The organism is Sphingomonas sp. P4_D12 (assembly GCF_056401895.1).
In genome coordinates this window covers 55,964-72,569 of the sequence record NZ_JBFUIL010000001.1, presented here as the reverse complement: position 1 = coordinate 72,569, position 16,606 = coordinate 55,964, and the positions used below count along the sequence as shown (strand labels likewise).

The following is a 16,606-nucleotide window of genomic DNA, read 5'->3' as shown; positions in this document are numbered from 1 at the left end:
GACGCGCCCGTCAGGGGCGCTACCGTAAGCGCCGCGCGCTATCACCATGCGGAGCGCGGTGCAACACATCGCCACCGTCCCACCACCCGGCACCAGGGTGCTTGCTCAGACTACTTCCATAGCGTGCCTAGGCTCCAGTGACTTCCGGCGTCATCCCGGCCTTGTGCCGGAATCCAAGGCGCCGCGAGTCCTGGGCAAGAGGTTCGAGCCGATCCCTCAGCCGCTCGTTGGACCCCGGGACAAGCCCGGGGCGACGGCAGGGCTCGTAACGAGCGACTCCGGCACGCTTGCATCGCGTGCGCCAAGCGCTTAGAGGCGCCCGCTCCGGCCCGCACCTAGATGGCGCGGGTTCGCTCTGGTCGGGGCGTAGCGCAGCCTGGTAGCGCATCACACTGGGGGTGTGGGGGTCGCAGGTTCGAATCCTGTCGCCCCGACCAATTATTTCCATGAGTTAGCACGCGGCCATCGGCCACACGCCCGCTGGCCGTTATTTGAACGCCCTTGCGATCTGCCAGATCAACATACCGAAAGTGGCGATAGTCGCGATGAAACATACAGCGGTGGCAAAATAGAGCCAGCGCTCGCTGGAGCCATTGTCAGCGGACCTCTGCTGACTCCCTGTCCTCGGCGACACAGCTGAATCTGGCGATCCGGCGACAGGCTTCTGACGAGGAAGCCAAAATCGAGGGGCGGCGTCCCAAAAACGACGGTCCGATCCGCAGAGGCCAGGCCCCGGCCTTGAAACAGCAGTCCGTTTGGGTTCGCCATCGATAGTGCGCGGCATGGAACACACCTCCGCAATCCTCATGCAGGATCAGCGCGCACGCCACGATGCGTAATGTTCCGGATATTCGCAGTTCCGATATACTCCCGGTAAGCACCGATCACCGCTCTCGAGTGTCTCCGGATAGCGACGACGCCGACCCCATATTACTTTCTATCGATTGACGGCGTTGCTACCGCCTGGCGATGAAAAGCGATCTTTCGAGCCATCTTTTGCGGCGTGCCGTTTTATGGGTCGCGACTCTCAACCTCGCCTATTTCGGCGTCGAATTCTCGGTCGCGCTCACTATCGGTTCGGTGTCGCTGTTCGCCGATAGCGTCGATTTTCTCGAAGACGCACTGGTGAACGTCCTGATCCTTGTCGCGCTCGGTTGGACGGCAAAGAACCGGGCGCGCGTCGGAATGGCGCTTGCGGCGATCCTGTTGGTGCCGGGACTCGCGACCTTGTGGACCGCTTGGGAAAAGCTCAAGGTACCGGTCGCGCCGTCGCCCTTTGCGCTGTCGGCCACCGCGATCGGCGCGCTGGCGATCAACCTGCTTTGCGCTCTCCTGCTGGCAAAGCACCGCCATCATAGCGGAAGCCTTACGCGAGCCGCGTTCCTGTCCGCTCGCAACGATGCGCTCGCCAATATCGCCATGATCGCGGCGGGATTGGTCACGGCGTTCGCCTGGCATTCGGCATGGCCCGATTTGATTGTCGGCCTGGCCATTGCGGCGATGAATGCGGACGCCGCGCGAGAGGTTTGGAATGCCGCTCGCGATGAACATGGCGCGGCGGCTTAGCCGCCTCAACGGTTGAGGAATTCCGACCCCTTCTAAATCACCACCGGATTTGCGGTGCCACGTGCAACAATCCCAAACTCTCCCTCCGAGGATGCCAACTCAAATACGCAACGTCACGATCATCAGTTTATATCCGCGCCACTACAGAAGCACAGGAGACCCGGATGGACGATCGAACCGCGCTGGCGGTGCTGGAGCGTCATTGGAACGCCTCGGACGCCGGCGATTTCGCGGCGGAACATGACATCTATTGCGACGACGCCATGCTCGATTATCCGCAATCGGGCGAGCGGATTCGCGGCCGGGACAACATCCGGGAGAGTCGCTACGTTCAGCCCAGCAAGAAGCGCTTCGCGGTTCGGCGGATCATCGGTCGCGGCGACCTTTGGGTCACCGAATTCACCCTCACTTATGACGACACGCCGTCCTATGTCGTGAGCATCATGGAGTTCCGCGACGGACTAGTGGCGCACGAAACACAGTATTTCGCCGAGCGCTTCGAGCCAGGCCCTTCGCGCGCGCATCTCGTCGAACGAATTGTGTGAGTCGCCTAGACGGCTCAACGTTCAGCGTTGGTGCCCGGTGGATGCCGGCACAAGGCCGGCATGACGAATTGGAGATATTGAATATCGATCAACCCTAGCGGTTCAGAAACTCCCACACCTTCGAAATCACCACCGACCCTTCACCCACCGACGATGCCACGCGCTTGACCGAGCCGGCGCGCACATCGCCGACCGCGAAGATGCCGGGGCGCGAGGTGGCGTAAGGCGAGGCCCCGCCGACCGCATCGCCGGTCAGCACGAAGCCCTTGTCGTCAAGATCGACCAGGCCGGACAGCCAGCCCGTATTCGGCGCGGCGCCGACCATCACGAACACGGCGCAGGCCGGTGCCTGGCGATGCGTGCCGTCCTGGGTGTTGCGGATCGTCACCGCCTCGAGCTTCTCATCGCCGTGCAGGCCGGCGACTTCGACGCCATATTCGATGGTGACCGCCGGATCCGCCTCGAGCCGGCTGGAGAGATAGCTGGACATCGAGGCGGCCAGCGACGAGCCGCGCACCAGCAGCCGGACATGCGCGGCGGTGCGGCACAAGAACATCGCCGCCTGCCCCGCTGAATTGCCGCCGCCGATGACGAAGGTCTCGGCTTCGCGGCAATAGCGTGCTTCCATCTCGGTCGCGGCATAATAGACGCCGGCGCCTTCGAACTCGGCGAGCCGGTCGATCGGCAGGCGGCGATATTGCACGCCGGTAGCGACGACGATCGCCCCCGCGCTGACGCGGCGGCCATTGTCGAACGTGGCGCAGAAGCGGCCACCCTCGAGCGTTTCGAGCTTCGCGACGCGGCGCGGCATCGCGAACTTCGTGCCAAACTTCATTGCCTGGATCTCGCCGCGCCACACCAAGTCCGCGCCCGAAATGCCGGTGGGGAAACCCATGTAATTCTCGATCCGGCTCGACGTGCCGGCCTGGCCGCCGATCGCGGTATCCTCGATCACCAGCGCATTGAGTCCCTCGGCGCCGGCATAGACGCCGGCGGCAACGCCGGCGGGGCCGCCACCGACGATCAGCACGTCGAATTCCTGATCCTCGGCAAAATCATGATTGACGCCGAGCAGCCGCGCGACCTTGCCCGGAGTTGGGTCGGTCACCACGGTATCGCGGCCGAAGATCACCGCGGGCTGGCTCGCCGAAATCCCGCTGCTCCGCGCGACATCCTCGGCCTCGGGCGATCCGAGCGGCAGCGAGGTGAAGGGCAGGCGATTGCGGCTGACGAATTCGGCCACGCGCCGGACGTCGCGGCTGGCATCCTCGCCGATCAGCACCAACGCTGCGTCGCGCGCCTCGAGCTGGCGGCGGCGGCGGGCCGACAGGACGGTGATGATGATGTCCGACATTTCGGGAATCTGCGACATCAGCCGCAGCATGTCGGCGCGCGGCACTTCGATCACCCTGGTATCGACGACCGTGCGCATCGGCATCGACCAATTGCCGCCGCTCAGCAGCGCGATCTCGGCCATGAACTGAGTGGGACCGAGCGTGGAGGGAACCAGGCGCTCGCCGGTGAAGGCGTTGACCACCTCGATCTCGCCATGCTCGACATAGACGAAGCGGTCGATCGGCTCACCCGGGCGGCACAATATCGTGCCCGCCGGATAGTTCGCCACTTGCCCCGCCGCGCGCAGTGCCGACACATGCGATGGCGCGAGCGGCGTCCGCTGCATCTCGCGCAAGTCGCGGCCGATCGTCTCCATCATTCGTCCCCGTTCGTCGTCGTCCTGCCCCCTATCGGTTGCTAGACTTGCGGTTTCAACCCGCGGATCGCCGACGGTATCAGCCGACCATAGTCGTCGATGAAGCGCGGGATCGGGCCGCGCTGCTCGGTAGTAGCGCCCTCGAAATCGACCTCGACCTCATCGACAAAACACCAGCCCCAGCCCTCGGGCGGGTCATAGCCCTCGATGATCGGGTGCCCGCTGGCGTGGTAATGCGCGGTCGCGTGCCGGAAGGGCGAATCGTCGCAGCAGCCGACATGCCCGCAGGTCCGGCACAGCCGCAGATGCACCCACCAGCTGCCGTTCTTGAGGCATTCGGCGCAGCCCAGCGTTTGCGGCGTCACGGTGGCGATGGTGTCGAGATGATCGCAAGTCGTGGCCATCGATTCCTCCTGGGGCGATTCTTCCTCGGGCGATTCCATCATGGCGCGCTCCGGCCGCGGAGGCTACCGTTCGCGCGATGGATTTGACCCGATGACCCGATACGATGCCATCATCGTCGGTGCCGGCCAGGCGGGACCGCCGCTTGCCGGGCGATTGACCGACGCGGGGATGCGGGTCGCGCTGATCGAGCGCAAGCTGGTCGGGGGTACGTGCGTCAACACCGGCTGCATGCCGACCAAGACATTGGTCGCGAGCGCCTATGCCGCCCACCTCGCGCGCCGCCGCGATCTCGGGGTCATAACGGGCGATGTCGCCATCGACATGGCCGCGGTGGCGGCGCGCGCGCATCAGGTGACGATCAACGCCCGGACCAATAACGAGACGTGGTTGGCCGGGATGAACGGCCTGACCCTGCTGCGCGGCCACGCCCGGTTCACGGGCCCGGCCAGCATTGCGGTCGACGGTGTAGAGATCAGTGCCCCGCGCATCTTCCTCAATGTCGGGGGGCGCGCGTCCGTGCCCGACATGCCCGGCGTCGGCGAAGTGCCGTATCTCGACAATACCGACATGGTCGCGCTCGACCGCGTGCCGCGCCATCTCGTCGTGATCGGCGGCAGCTATATCGGCCTCGAATTCGCGCAAATGCACGCACGGTTCGCCGCGACGGTAACGGTGATCGAGCGCGCCGATCGCCTGGTGCCGCGCGAGGATCCGGAGATTTCCGCCGCGATCCAGGCCATCCTGGAGGATGAGGGCATCGCCGTCCGCATCGGCGCCAATTGCATCGGCTTTCGTCCGCATCCGGACGGTGTCGCGGTGTCGGTCGACTGCACCAGCGGCGCGCCCGAGGTGATCGGCAGCCATGTCCTCCTCGCGGTCGGACGGCGGCCCAATACCGACGATCTGGGTCTCGACGCCGCCGGCGTCGCGGTCGACCAGCGCGGCTATGTCGTGGTCGATGACCGGCTCGCGACCAACATCCCCGGCATCTGGGCGCTGGGCGACTGCAACGGGCGCGGCGCGTTCACCCATACCGCCTATAACGATTTCGAGATCGTCGCCGCGAATCTGCTCGACGGCGGCGACCGCAAACTCAGCCAGCGCGTTCCCGGCTATGCCTTGTATATCGACCCGCCGCTCGGCCGCGCCGGCATGACCGAGACCGAAGCCCGCGCCAAAGGCCATGACGTGCTGGTCTCGACACGTCCGATGACGCGGGTCGGCCGCGCGGTCGAAAAGGGTGAGACCAAGGGGATGATGAAGGTCGTCGCCGACCGCGCCACGCGCCGCATCCTGGGGGCGGCGATCCTGGGCACCGGCGGCGACGAGGCGATCCACGGCATCCTCGACGCCATGTCGGCGGACGAGCCGTTCGACACGTTGCGCTGGGCGGTGCCGGTGCATCCGACCGTTTCGGAGCTCATTCCGACGTTGCTGCTAGGGCTGGAGGCGAAGGGCGGTTGATCGATCGACCCGTCGTTAGAATCCTTCAATCACCTTTAGCCGTCATGCCGGACTTGTTCCGGCATCCAACGTGCAACGCCGGCTGGATTCCGTGATGGAGAGTTGGACCCCGGCACAAGGCCGGGGTGACGATTTAGATTGTTAGAATTCAACTACAGATGGCTGACGTCACTCGGCTTCGGCTTGCCTCAAAGTCGCGAGTGCATCGCCTAGATTGCCCCCGGCGCTTGCCAGCCGCTCAGCGGCCTCCTCCGGGCTCACGCCGCGAGCGATCAACACCGCCCGCCTGAGATCGTTGCCGGCGAGCTCGAGTGCGTCCGCGGCCCGGGCTTCATCGATGCCGGCCAGCGTCGCCACCATGCGCCGCGCACGCCGGAAGAGCTTTTCGTTGGAAATGCGCATATTGACCATCAACCCGCGATGGACGAGCCCGCAGCGCAGCATGATCGCGGTCGACAGCATGTTGAGCGCGGCCTTTTGCGCGGTACCCGCCTTCATCCGGGTCGAGCCCGCGACGATCTCCGCGCCGGTATCGGCGACGATCGGGTGATCGGCGGCAGCCAATAGCGGCGTGCCGGGATTGTTGGCGATGGCGATGGTCAGTGCACCACGCCCGCGCGCCGCTTCGAGCGCCGCGACGGCATAAGGCGTACGACCGCTCGCGGCGACCGCGATCAGCACGTCGTTCGGCCCGACCTCCGCCGCCGCGACTTCCTCTCGCGCCGCCTCGACATTGTCCTCGGCGCCTTCGACGCTGCGCATCAATGCGCCTGTACCGCCGGCGACCAGGAAGACGAGCCGGTCCGACGGCCAATTATAGGTCGGGGTGAGCTCCACCCCGTCCTGCACCGCCAGCCGCCCCGACGTGCCGGCGCCGGCATAGACCAGCCGCCCTCCCTGGTGCATCCGCAAGGCGGCGGCCTCCGCCGCGGCGGCGATCGCACCGGTCTGGTCCTTGAGCGCAGCGATCGCGGCAAGCTGCCCTTCGAGCATCGTTTCCACCACCGACAGAGTCGGCCAACGGTCGACATCGGTGTAGCGGGGATCAACGGTTTCGGTCGGCATCGGGACCCTCGAAGGCAAAGTGCTGTTGGCTTGTCGCGACCCTGACTACCGGGACTGGCCGGGCGCGCAAAGCGCGGGCGCTATAACCAACATGACACTAGCCATAACCGCGGCGAACACCTCTGTCAGATTGAGGCTCGACACCGCCGCGCCCTTCCGCAATGCCATAGCCATGCCAGGCACGAGTCCAGTTCGAGCGGCAATCACTCATGGTCCGGCCTTCGCGGGAAAGCAGGCGCGTGGCTGAAATCTATCTCGGCGTCGATGCCGGCGGCAGCCATTGCCGCGTCCGCGTGACCGACGCTGCCGGCCAGGTGCTCGGCAGCGCCGAAGGCGGCCCCGCCAACACGCGGATGGGGCTCTACCCGCTCTACGACCGGTTGCTGAGCGTCACCGGCGAGGCGCTCGAGGCGGCCGGCATCCCCGAGCGGCGCTGGAACGAAGTCGCCGCCGGCATGGGCATTGCCGGCATTCGCCGCCCAGGCATGTCGAAGGCGTTGGCCGCGCTCGACTTTCCGTTCGCGAGCATCTCGCTCGACAGCGACGCCGCAATCGCCAATCTCGGCGCGCATAACGGGGCGGACGGAGCGATCCTGGTGCTCGGCACCGGATCGATCGGATTCGCCCAGGTCAATGGCGAGCGGTTCACGGTGGGTGGCTACGGCTTCCCGATCTCGGACGAAGGCAGCGGCGCCGCGCTCGGATTGAGCGCCGTGCGTCACGCGCTGCGGGCGATGGATGGGCGGACCAAGCGTACATCTTTGTCCAAGGAAATCGCCGGGAAATTCCGGCACGACACATTGCGCGCGATTGCCTGGATGGATCAGGCGACGCCGGCCGATTATGCCGGCTTTGCCCCGCTCGTGATGAATTATGCCGAAGCGGGCGACGAGATCGCGCTGTCGATCGTCGAGGATGCGGTGCTGCACATCGAACGCTTCATCGCAACGATCTTCGCGCGCGGCGCCCCGCGGCTAGCGCTGGTCGGCGGGCTGTCGGCGCGGCTGCGCCCCTGGCTCCGCGTCCGCACCTCAGAGCGCCTGGTCGAGCCGCTCGGCGATCCGGTATCGGGCGCGCTGCTGCTGGCGAGAGGAACGGCGGTGCATGACTGAGCGGAAGGTGGCCAGTTTGCGATCCGCGGCGCTCCTGCGGAAGCAGGAGCCCAGGGTAGCGAAGTACTGGACGGCCCTAGGCTCCTGCTTCCGCAGGAGCACCTATGTCCTGGCCACAGCCGCCGGCGCTCTCATCCTGGCGGGCCAGCCCGTTCCGGCCGCGACCTCGTCCCCCACTCCAGCGCTACAACTCATCGTCGCGACTGCCCGGCAAGACACGCGCTTTGCCCCCGCCTTTGCCGAGGTGGACGCCTGGGTCGCCAAAAGGGCGTTTCCCGGCGCGGTGCTCGCGGTCGGGCAGCATGGCCGGCTGCTCGCGCTCAAGGCGTTCGGCCGGATCGACTCCTCGGCCGATGCGCCGCCGATGCCGGTCGACGCGATTTTCGACCTCGCCTCGCTCACCAAGGTGATCGGCACGACCACCGCGGCCGAGATCCTCTACGATCGCGGCCAGCTCGACATCGACGTTCCGGTCGTGCGGTATCTGCCTGAGTTCGGCGGCACGCCCGGGCACGACACAATCACCGTGCGCAACCTGCTCAGCCATAGTTCGGGGCTGCAGTCGGCGGATGGTCTGTGGCGGAACGCCAAGGATCGGAAGGATCTCCTGCGCCAGATCTACGCCACGCCCACGCTTACACCGCCAGGGACGGTGTTCGCCTATCGCGACACCAACATCATCCTGATGGGGGAGATCGTGCAGCGTCTGTCCGGCCAGCCGCTCGACCGTTTCCTCACGCGCGAAGTCTTCGGCCCGCTCGGCATGAAGGACACCGGCTTCCGGCCGTCGCGCGCCCTGCTGCCGCGCATCGCGCCGACCGAGCAGGACGACACTTTCCGCCACATGCTGGTGCGTGGCATCGTTCATGACGAGAATGCCTATATGATGGGCGGCGTCGCCGGCCATGCCGGGTTGTTCTCGACCGCGCGGGACTTGGCGGCGCTCGCCCAGCTCTATCTCAACCATGGCAGTTATCGCGGCAAGCGGCTGATCAAGGCGAGCACGATCGCCTTGTTCGAAGCCCCGCAGAACATGCCGCCCGGCAGTTCGCGCGCGCTCGGCTGGGACATGCCGTCGCCCGGCGGCTTCACCGGTCCGCTCGCCTCGCCCCACGCGATCATCCATACCGGCTTCACCGGCACGTCGATCTATATCGACCCCGATCGCGACGCGTTCGTCGTCCTGCTCACAAACCGCGTCAATCCGACCCGCAACAATGCGTTGATCGGTCAGGCGCGACCGGCGATCCACACGGCGGTGCTGTCGGTGCTGGACGGGACCGCCCCGAAACAATGAGGCGCGGGCTCTTCCTCGTGCTGCTCGCACTGGTCGCGGCGACGCCCGCCGCCGCGCGTGTGCGGACGGGGATCGACGTGCTGGAGGACCAGCGGTTTGCACCGTTACGTGAGATCGCGGCACGCCATGGCGGGCATCTGCGACTCGGCGTGCTCGCCAATCCTGTAAGCCGGGATGGCCAGGGGCGCCGAACGATCGACATATTGCGTGAGGATGCCCACGCTGCCGTGCCGGGGCTCGATGTGGTGCGACTGTTCAGCGGCGAGCATGGCATCGACGCCGCGACCGACGACACCAATATCGACGACGAGATGGACAGAGCCAGCGGGCTGCCGATCGTCAGCCTTTACGGCAAAACCGACGCCGAGCGGCATCCCAACGCGCAGCAGCTCACCAACCTCGATGCAATCGTCATCGACCTGCAGGATGTCGGCGTGCGCTACTGGACCTTCCAGACGCTGACCAAATATTTCCTCCGGGCAGCGGCCGCCAACAAGGTCGAGGTAATCGTGCTCGACCGGCCCAATCCGATCAACGGGATCGCGGTGCAGGGACCGGTCTCCACCGCGGGGATCGAGGACTATACCACGCCGTTCCCCGAGCCGATGCGCCCCGGGATGACGCTCGGCGAACTGGCGCGGATGTTCAACGGCGAAGAGCGGATCGGCGCGCGGCTCACCGTGATCCGCATGACCGGCTGGAAGCGCGGCGACTGGTATGACGATACCGGGCTTATGTGGATCAACCCCTCGCCCAATCTGCGCAGCGTGAACCAGGCGACCGCGTACGCCGGCACCGCTCTGCTCGAAGGGACCAACGTCAACATCAAGGGACCCGGCGACGCGCCGTTTCTCCGCTTCGGCGCGCCATGGATCAAGGGCACCGAACTTGCCGCTTATCTAAACGCGCGCGCGATCCCGGGAGTCAGCTTCCTGCCGGTGAGCTATGTGGCGGCGGCCGACAAACTCTACCCATTCGCCGGGCAACGCGTCGAAGGCGTCGAAATCCTGATCCACGACCGCAGGCGGCTCGACGCACCGGCGCTGGGCGTGGAGATCGTCGCTGCCTTGTGGAAACTGTATGGCACGACCTTCCAGATCGATCGCGTCGACCGATTGCTGCGCAACCGCGCGGTGTTCGACCAGATCAAGGCCGGCAAGGACCCACGGGCGATCGTGATGAGCTGGCAGGCAGACCTCAACCGCTTCAAGGTGCGCCGCGCGCGCTATCTGTTCTACTGATGGCGACGTCGCTGCCATTCGGCCTGCTCGATTGGGTCGTGATCCTCTTCTACATCGCGCTGCTCGTCGTCGGCGGCTGGTGGTTCACGCCTCGACATACCGGCACCGCGAAGGAGTATTTCCTCGCCGGCGGCAACGTCCCCGCCTGGCTCGCCGCGATCTCGGTTCTGTCCGCGACCCAGTCGGCCGCGACGTTCCTGGGCGGGCCCGATTTCGGCTATCATGGTGACTTCACTTATCTCGGCACCAATCTGGGCGGTCTGATCGGTGCGATCTTCGTCGCGCGCGTGTTGATCCCGCGCTTCTATGCCGCGCGAGTGACGACCGTCTACGAGTTGCTGACCTTGCGCTACGGGATGCTGGCGACGCGCTGCACAGGCGCGATGTTCCTGATCGGCCGGGTATTGGCCAATGGCGCGCGGCTCTATCTGGCGGCGATCGCCGTCGCGATGGTGATGACCTCGACGGTCAGCGCGCAGGGCATCGTCATCGCGGCGACCGTGCTCGTCGTCGCCAGCTTCCTGTCGACCTTTGTCGGCGGATTGCGGTCGGTGCTGTGGATCGATCTCTTCCAGTTCGTGATCTTCCTCGGTTCGGCGATCGCCGTGCTGGTATTCCTGCGCCTGTCGATCCCGGCGACCAATGCGGAGATCATCCAGGGCCTCGCGCACGCGCCGGGGAATATCGACAAATTGCGGCTGTTCGACTTCTCGCTCGATCCGTCCAAGCCCTTTTCGCTGCTCGCGATCGTCACCGGGATCGCGCTGCTCTACGTCGCGTCGTCGGGGCTCGACCAGGACACGACGCAGCGGCTGCTCGCGTGCCGCGATGCGAAGACCGGCGCGCGCAGCCTCTATTGGTCGGTGTTCGCCACGGTGCCGGTAGTGGCGATCTTCATCACGATCGGGCTGCTGCTCCACGTCTTTTACGATCGCGCCGAGTTGATGGGCGGCACCACCGCGATCGCCGGCCAGGCGTTCGATGGCGAGAAGATCAGCATCTTCATGCACTATATCCTGACGCAATTGCCGTCGGGGCTGCGCGGGCTGGTCACTGCGGGCATCGTCGCCGCCGCCGTCGCCACCACCAATTCCGCGCTCAACGCCATGTCCTCGGTGCTGATCCAGGATTTCTACCGGCCCTGGCGCGAGCGGCGAAGCGCGGCCGCCGAATATCACTATGTCCAGGCCGGGCGCGCCGGGATGGGCGTGATCGGCGTGGCGATGCTCGGGGTCGCGGTGCTGTCCTTCTATTGGCAACATTATGCCAAGCTCGGCCTGCTCGAGTTCGCGCTGCAGGTGATGGTGTTCGCTTATGCCGGATTGCTCGGCGTCTATTTCGCCGCCGTCCTGACACCGCGCGGGAATAGCGGATCGGTGATCGCATCGCTGATCGCCGGTTTCGTCACGGTGCTCCTGCTCCAGCCGGGGATCGCCACGGCGATCGGCCTGCCGACGGCGCTATGCCACCTGGCCTTTCCGTTCCAGCTCTGCATCGGGACGGCGGTCGCCTTCCTGATCGCGATCACGCCTCGCGGCACGCCAAATCCGGAAGGCTCCACCGCAGGGACGGCGGGCGGCTGATCCTCGACCGCCACTCCGACCGATTCTCCGACCTCACCGCGCCTCGAGCACCATGTTGAACGGTCCCTCCGCCGCGCGCCGGACTGACTCGAACCCGCCTTGCAGGATGACCTCGGTCAGCTTTGCCTCGCCGGCCTGTGCGCCCAGGCCCTCGCCGACTTCCTGATCGAGCGAGGTCGGCACGCAGATCATCGTCGAGGCATTGTAATAGAGCCGGCCGACCGGGTTCATATTCTGCGCCGGCGCGTCGCCGGCGATCGGCTCGACGATCATCCAGCTGCCGCCCGGCGCCAGGATGCGCCGCATATGCCCAGCGCAACCGCGCGGGTCGCCCATGTCATGCAGGCAATCGTACATCGTGATCAGGTCGAAGCCCTGTTCGGCGATATCCTTCGCGGTCGCCACCTCGAACCGCACGCGATCGCCCAGCCCATGCTCGCCGGCATGGCGCCGCGCTTCGTCGATCGACGGCTCGTGGAAATCGTATCCGACGAAATTGCTCTCGGGATAGGCCTCAGCCATCAGCAGCGTCGAAAATCCGACACCGCACCCGACATCTGCAACCCGCGCGCCGGCGTGCAGCTTGGCCTCCACCCCGTCGAGCGCGGGAATCCAAGCCTGCACGATATTGTTGACATAGCCCGGGCGGAAAAAGGCACCGGTCGCGCAGAACAGGCACCCGGCATGGTCGCCCCAGCGCACGCCCTTGCCCTCGCGAAAACATTCTTCGACCTTGGGCTCGGCCTCGATCATCGCGGCGACCAGTTCGAACGCGCCGGCGAGATAGACCGGGCTGTCGCGGTGGTGGAACACCATCGCCTGTTCGGGCGACAGGCTGAATTGCTCGCTGGCGGGGTCGTAATCGATATAGCCGTTGGCGGATTGGGCCAATGCCCATTCTCGGACATAGCGCTCGTGCAAACCACCCGCGCGGTGCGCCAGTTCGGCCGCGGTTGCCGGAGAATCGGCAAGAGCATCGAACAACCCCAAGCGAAGGCCCAGGCGGACGGTCGGCACGCTCATCGCGCCGCCCAGGTCGCCCAGCATCTTTCCGACAAAAGCGTGAAACTTCGCGTCGTCGATAGCCGCAGCCATGGCATGTCTCCCCATGCGTGATGCGCCCGGCACTCCATCTTTCGTGGAGTCACGGAGATCGTATCACAGGGCCAACGCGGCCGCGACTCCGAGTGGCGAACTATCCCGAGGATCGCCCAATTGGTTGATGGTCGAATAGCATCTCACCGCTCAGCGATTTCCCTCGAAATGCGCCTTCATCATTGCCAATCCATGCGCCATCGCGGGCGAGACCTGATCGGCCAGCGCGTCCGGCAGGAGATCGGCGGTCCAGGTGACGTGCGCGCCATCGGCTGCCGCCGTGACGGTCAGGACGCCGTTATGATGCTCGAACTCCTTGATCGTCCAGACGAGACGCCGAGCCGCGTCGTCGATCGAGACGATCGTCTCGTCGACCACCCGTCCGTTGACGAAAGTGACGCGGCGGACCGGCGCGCCCTCGCCGGGCAGCATCTCGGTGGCGGTGACGAAACCCGGCACGAGGCGATCGTGCAGGCGGCCGACGTCGCGGGCGGCGCTCCATATCTCGTCGGGGTCCGCCGCGATGAAAGTCTGGTGATGTATCGAGGCCATGACATTCTCTCCGATCGTTAGGATTGACCTCGGATATCGCCATTGCCCCCATCCCGCTGGCAGGATTCGGACGCGGTCAACGGGATCGGGCGACAGGGGCCGCACAACCATCTATATTCGGATGGCGATGACAGGGTCTGCCGTCTTGCCAACCGAACTCGATTTCGATTTCTGCGAGCGCGTGCGTTATGCGCGTGATCCCGCGTTCGACGGCGCGATCTTCATCGCCGTCACCTCGACCCGGATCTATTGCCGGCCGGTCTGCCCGGTGCGCCAGCCCATGTCGCGCAACGTCCGATATTTCCCGAGCGCGGCCGCGGCGGAGGCCGCCGGTTTCCGGCCATGCCTGCGTTGCCGGCCGGAAACCGCGCAGCATTCGCCGGCCTGGCGCGGCGCGCGCGCCACGGTCGATCGCGCGCTCCGACTGATCGAACAGGGTGCGCTCGATCAGGCCGGCGTCGAAGCGCTGGCCGACCGCCTTGGGATCGGAGGGCGCCATTTGTCGCGGCTGTTCCGGCGCTATCTCGACACGACGCCGCTCGCGGCGGCGCGTACGGCGAGGATCCAGCGCGCCAAACGGCTAATCGACAGCACCGATCTCGGCATGACCGAGATCGCGCTCGCATCGGGATTCGGCAGCGTGCGGTCGTTCAACGCCGCGTTCCAGCAGGTCTATCGTCGCCCGCCCACCGCGATCAGACGTCGTGTAGTGCAATAGGGTTGAGCGAGTGGAGTTGAGCCAGCACCACCCCGGCGAAGGCCGGGGCCCAGTTGCGACACATCCGCGGCGGTGGGGTGCCATCTCCACGTCATCGAACCTGGGCCCCGGCCTTCGCCGGGGTGGGACTCAGAGCAAATGGATCGAACTCCGAACGCAACGGCAGGTCGGCCAAGCGCGTCAGGCGGTGCCCATCACCTGCACTGCGAAGCGTTCCATTTCCTCGGCTTGCGGGCTCATCTGGAGCAGCAACAGGTCGAGCCCGGCATCCTCATACTCCGCAATGCGCTCCTTGAGCTGTTCGGGCGTGCCGACCAGATTGGGGCGCAGGCCACGGTTCGACACCGAATATTCCTGGATCTTGAGTTCGCGCTCAAGCTGAGTGCCCGACAGCCATTGGTCGAAATTGGCATAGCCCGCGGGCAGGTCGCTGACCGTGGTGATGCGGTCGAGCTCGCGCTTGGCCTCGGCCTCGCTGTCGCGGACGATCGCATAGGCCGCCATGCCGTAGTGCATCGGCGCGCCGCCGGCCGCCTCGCGCCGTGCCGCCATATCGGCGATCTTGGGCGCGATCGCCTCGGCCGGATCGCCGTGCATCACATAGGCGTCGCATTGCGCCGCGATCATCGTCTTGGCCTTCTCGCTCTCGCCGCCGGCATAGACCGTCGGGCGTTTGGCGGGTTTTGGCGAGCAGATCGCATCCTCGGTCTTGTAGAACTGGCCGTCGAAGCTGAAGCGTTCCTCGGTCCACAGCCCGTCGACCACCTTCAGCCATTCCTCGGTCCGCGCGTAGCGATCGTCATGCTGATCGAACTGCAAGCCATATTGCCGCGCCTCGTCTGCCCACCAGGACGACACAACGTTGAGCGCGAGCCGCCCGTTGGAGATACGATCGATATTCGCCGCCGCTTTGGCGAACAAAGCCGGGTGGTGGAAATTGGGGCGTACCGCGACCATCAGCTCGATCTTGTCGGTCACCGCCGCCAGCGCCGCCGCGGTCGACCAGGCGTCGAGCGCGGGCTGCTCGACGCCCTTGATGTCGTTGAGGTTGAGCTCGGCGATCAGCGACAGGTCATAGCCCCATTGTTCGGAGCGCCGGGTCAGCCGCTTCACATAATCCCAGCTCGCCTGCATCCCCTCGTCGGGCACGTTCCTGAGCCAACCGCCGAACACCGGCATCCAGTAACCGTAGCGCATCAGGATTTGGCCTCCGCAATGAGAGTATCGAGCCAGTCGATCAGCTTTTCGTGCGGATCCCAACCGAGGACGTTCAGCGGCTGGGCGACGAAATTGGACAGAGCGTTGATATCGTAGAAGCGCGGCGTGCCGTCGCGGTCGTCGATCATCACTTCGATCCCGCCGACGTCGAGGTTCATCGCCTCGGCGATTGTTTCGACCGCGGCGATCAGCTCGGGCGCGGGATCGATCGCCTTCATGCTGATGGTCGAATCGGCGACGCAGGCATCGGCCGGGCAGAGATCGAACGCCCCGCCTCCGGCGATCTCGATCGCATAAAGGTATTTGCGGTTCAGGGTCTCGATCCGCGTGATCGTCCCACCCCGCGCGGGCACGTAATCCTGGACCAGCAGGACGCCATCGACGCTGACCGGCAATTGCTTCTCGGCCACCGCCCAGCGTAGTTCGGCCATATTGTCGAAACGCATGATCCCCGCGCCCGATCCGCCGATATTAGCCTTCACCACCAGCGGGAACGACAGAGTCGCCGCGGCCGCTTCGATATCGGCGGCACGATGGACGATCCGTGTCTCGGGAATGCCAAGGCCCAGGCTGGCGATCAGCGCGAGCTGGCGCGCCTTGGACGTGTCGATCGCCATGACGTCGGCGCCGTTGACCACGCGTGCGCCCGAGCGGCGCCAGTGATCGAGTAAGGCCATAGTGTGGAAGATCGGATGCTCGTCGGCGCGCAGGAAACTCGACATCGCGATGCGGTTGAGCACCACCGGCGCGGGGATTTCGGTGTTGGCCGGGTTCCAATAGCCGTCGGGACCGAACGAATTGTAGGAAACGCCGCGGCGATCGAGTGCGGCGAACAGCGGGGCGAACCACTGAGGATGTTCGTAGAGAATCGCTAGGTCGGTCACTTCATTCCTCGTCACCCCGGCCTTGTGCCGGGGTCCAAAGCGCAACTGGGACTCGCTCGAGCCTCGCCTCCGCCGCTTGCCGCCCGTTGGACCCCGGCACAAGGCCGGGGTGACGGTTTTGGGTAGCGCGCAGTAAATAAAGGCGCTGCC

At 65.7% G+C, this 16,606-nt stretch carries 15 protein-coding genes and 1 tRNA gene; 9 read left to right on the top strand and 7 right to left on the bottom strand.

From position 1 onward, the window contains the following. The first annotated feature begins 360 nt into the window (after nucleotides 1-360). The 3 genes from AC1DSD_RS00365 to AC1DSD_RS00355 all read left to right on the top strand — a co-directional run bounded on the left by AC1DSD_RS00365 (nucleotide 361) and on the right by AC1DSD_RS00355 (nucleotide 2,111). A tRNA-Pro gene (locus AC1DSD_RS00365) sits at nucleotides 361-437 on the top strand. 559 nt (nucleotides 438-996) lie between these two features. Then, nucleotides 997-1,566 (top strand): cation efflux transmembrane domain-containing protein, encoded by a 570-nt coding sequence (locus AC1DSD_RS00360; protein WP_478027634.1) that lies wholly within the window; start codon nucleotides 997-999, stop codon nucleotides 1,564-1,566. Nucleotides 1,567-1,730: 164 nt separating this feature from the next. Next, entirely contained in the window at nucleotides 1,731-2,111 is a 381-nt protein-coding gene (locus AC1DSD_RS00355; protein ID WP_478027633.1) for a nuclear transport factor 2 family protein, read from the top strand. A gap of 94 nt (nucleotides 2,112-2,205) precedes the next feature. On the opposite strand, the gene AC1DSD_RS00350 is transcribed toward AC1DSD_RS00355, so the two are convergent. Both AC1DSD_RS00350 and AC1DSD_RS00345 read right to left on the bottom strand, forming a co-directional pair. Then, a complete protein-coding gene (locus tag AC1DSD_RS00350; RefSeq protein ID WP_478028227.1) occupies nucleotides 2,206-3,822 on the bottom strand; it encodes an FAD-dependent oxidoreductase in 1,617 nt (538 codons plus the stop codon). A 41-nt stretch (nucleotides 3,823-3,863) separates the two neighbouring features. Next, entirely contained in the window at nucleotides 3,864-4,226 is a 363-nt protein-coding gene (locus tag AC1DSD_RS00345; RefSeq protein WP_478027632.1) for a UBP-type zinc finger domain-containing protein, read from the bottom strand. 91 nt (nucleotides 4,227-4,317) lie between these two features. Here AC1DSD_RS00345 and AC1DSD_RS00340 point away from each other — a divergent pair, with 91 nt between their 5' ends. Then, nucleotides 4,318-5,691 (top strand): FAD-containing oxidoreductase, encoded by a 1,374-nt coding sequence (locus AC1DSD_RS00340; protein ID WP_478027631.1) that lies wholly within the window; start codon nucleotides 4,318-4,320, stop codon nucleotides 5,689-5,691. Nucleotides 5,692-5,859: 168 nt separating this feature from the next. Here AC1DSD_RS00340 and AC1DSD_RS00335 read toward each other — a convergent pair whose 3' ends face one another. Beyond that, the gene (locus tag AC1DSD_RS00335; RefSeq protein WP_478027630.1) at nucleotides 5,860-6,756 is read right to left on the bottom strand and encodes an N-acetylmuramic acid 6-phosphate etherase; all 897 of its coding nucleotides are present in this window, start codon (nucleotides 6,754-6,756) and stop codon (nucleotides 5,860-5,862) included. A 239-nt stretch (nucleotides 6,757-6,995) separates the two neighbouring features. On the opposite strand from AC1DSD_RS00335, the gene AC1DSD_RS00330 reads away from it, so the two are divergent. The 4 genes from AC1DSD_RS00330 to AC1DSD_RS00315 all read left to right on the top strand — a co-directional run bounded on the left by AC1DSD_RS00330 (nucleotide 6,996) and on the right by AC1DSD_RS00315 (nucleotide 11,989). Further along, complete coding sequence (locus tag AC1DSD_RS00330; RefSeq protein WP_478027629.1) at nucleotides 6,996-7,868, top strand: glucosamine kinase nucleotide-binding domain-containing protein; 873 nt, start codon at nucleotides 6,996-6,998, stop codon at nucleotides 7,866-7,868. Nucleotides 7,869-8,112: 244 nt separating this feature from the next. After that, nucleotides 8,113-9,165 carry a serine hydrolase domain-containing protein gene (locus tag AC1DSD_RS00325; protein WP_478027628.1) on the top strand — a complete coding sequence of 351 codons (1,053 nt, stop codon included), beginning with the start codon at nucleotides 8,113-8,115 and terminating at the stop codon, nucleotides 9,163-9,165. Beyond that, entirely contained in the window at nucleotides 9,162-10,406 is a 1,245-nt protein-coding gene (locus AC1DSD_RS00320; protein WP_478027627.1) for an exo-beta-N-acetylmuramidase NamZ family protein, read from the top strand. The genes AC1DSD_RS00325 and AC1DSD_RS00320 overlap by 4 nt, the downstream gene beginning before the upstream one ends. Next, a complete protein-coding gene (locus AC1DSD_RS00315; protein ID WP_478027626.1) occupies nucleotides 10,406-11,989 on the top strand; it encodes a sodium:solute symporter in 1,584 nt (527 codons plus the stop codon). Before AC1DSD_RS00320 ends, AC1DSD_RS00315 begins: the two co-directional genes overlap by 1 nt. 33 nt (nucleotides 11,990-12,022) lie before the next feature. On the opposite strand, the gene AC1DSD_RS00310 is transcribed toward AC1DSD_RS00315, so the two are convergent. Both AC1DSD_RS00310 and AC1DSD_RS00305 read right to left on the bottom strand, forming a co-directional pair. Further along, on the bottom strand, nucleotides 12,023-13,084 hold the full coding sequence (locus tag AC1DSD_RS00310) for a class I SAM-dependent methyltransferase (protein WP_478027625.1): 1,062 nt from the start codon (nucleotides 13,082-13,084) through the stop codon (nucleotides 12,023-12,025). A 150-nt stretch (nucleotides 13,085-13,234) separates the two neighbouring features. Continuing rightward, the gene (locus AC1DSD_RS00305) at nucleotides 13,235-13,636 is read right to left on the bottom strand and encodes an SRPBCC family protein (RefSeq protein WP_478027624.1); all 402 of its coding nucleotides are present in this window, start codon (nucleotides 13,634-13,636) and stop codon (nucleotides 13,235-13,237) included. Nucleotides 13,637-13,781: 145 nt separating this feature from the next. On the opposite strand from AC1DSD_RS00305, the gene AC1DSD_RS00300 reads away from it, so the two are divergent. Beyond that, the gene (locus AC1DSD_RS00300) at nucleotides 13,782-14,354 is read left to right on the top strand and encodes a bifunctional transcriptional activator/DNA repair enzyme AdaA (RefSeq protein ID WP_478027623.1); all 573 of its coding nucleotides are present in this window, start codon (nucleotides 13,782-13,784) and stop codon (nucleotides 14,352-14,354) included. 180 nt (nucleotides 14,355-14,534) lie between these two features. On the opposite strand, the gene AC1DSD_RS00295 is transcribed toward AC1DSD_RS00300, so the two are convergent. Together AC1DSD_RS00295 and AC1DSD_RS00290 are read right to left on the bottom strand one after the other, a co-directional pair. Then, a complete protein-coding gene (locus AC1DSD_RS00295; RefSeq protein ID WP_478027622.1) occupies nucleotides 14,535-15,551 on the bottom strand; it encodes an LLM class flavin-dependent oxidoreductase in 1,017 nt (338 codons plus the stop codon). After that, nucleotides 15,551-16,456: an ATP-grasp domain-containing protein gene (locus AC1DSD_RS00290; protein WP_478027621.1), complete on the bottom strand. Its 906-nt coding sequence runs from the start codon at nucleotides 16,454-16,456 to the stop codon at nucleotides 15,551-15,553. Before AC1DSD_RS00290 ends, AC1DSD_RS00295 begins: the two co-directional genes overlap by 1 nt. Nucleotides 16,457-16,606: the final 150 nt, after the last annotated feature.

Bases quoted from the DNA above. Each gene is read 5' to 3' on its own strand.
- AC1DSD_RS00355 (WP_478027633.1), top strand. From the start codon at position 1,731: ATGGACGATCGAACCGCGCTGGCGGTGCTGGAGCGTCATTGGAACGCC.
- AC1DSD_RS00350 (WP_478028227.1), bottom strand. From the start codon at position 3,822: ATGGAGACGATCGGCCGCGACTTGCGCGAGATGCAGCGGACGCCGCTC.
- AC1DSD_RS00345 (WP_478027632.1), bottom strand. From the start codon at position 4,226: ATGGCCACGACTTGCGATCATCTCGACACCATCGCCACCGTGACGCCG.
- AC1DSD_RS00340 (WP_478027631.1), top strand. From the start codon at position 4,318: ATGACCCGATACGATGCCATCATCGTCGGTGCCGGCCAGGCGGGACCG.
- AC1DSD_RS00335 (WP_478027630.1), bottom strand. From the start codon at position 6,756: ATGCCGACCGAAACCGTTGATCCCCGCTACACCGATGTCGACCGTTGG.
- AC1DSD_RS00320 (WP_478027627.1), top strand. From the start codon at position 9,162: ATGAGGCGCGGGCTCTTCCTCGTGCTGCTCGCACTGGTCGCGGCGACG.
- AC1DSD_RS00315 (WP_478027626.1), top strand. From the start codon at position 10,406: ATGGCGACGTCGCTGCCATTCGGCCTGCTCGATTGGGTCGTGATCCTC.
- AC1DSD_RS00310 (WP_478027625.1), bottom strand. From the start codon at position 13,084: ATGGCTGCGGCTATCGACGACGCGAAGTTTCACGCTTTTGTCGGAAAG.
- AC1DSD_RS00305 (WP_478027624.1), bottom strand. From the start codon at position 13,636: ATGGCCTCGATACATCACCAGACTTTCATCGCGGCGGACCCCGACGAG.
- AC1DSD_RS00295 (WP_478027622.1), bottom strand. From the start codon at position 15,551: ATGCGCTACGGTTACTGGATGCCGGTGTTCGGCGGTTGGCTCAGGAAC.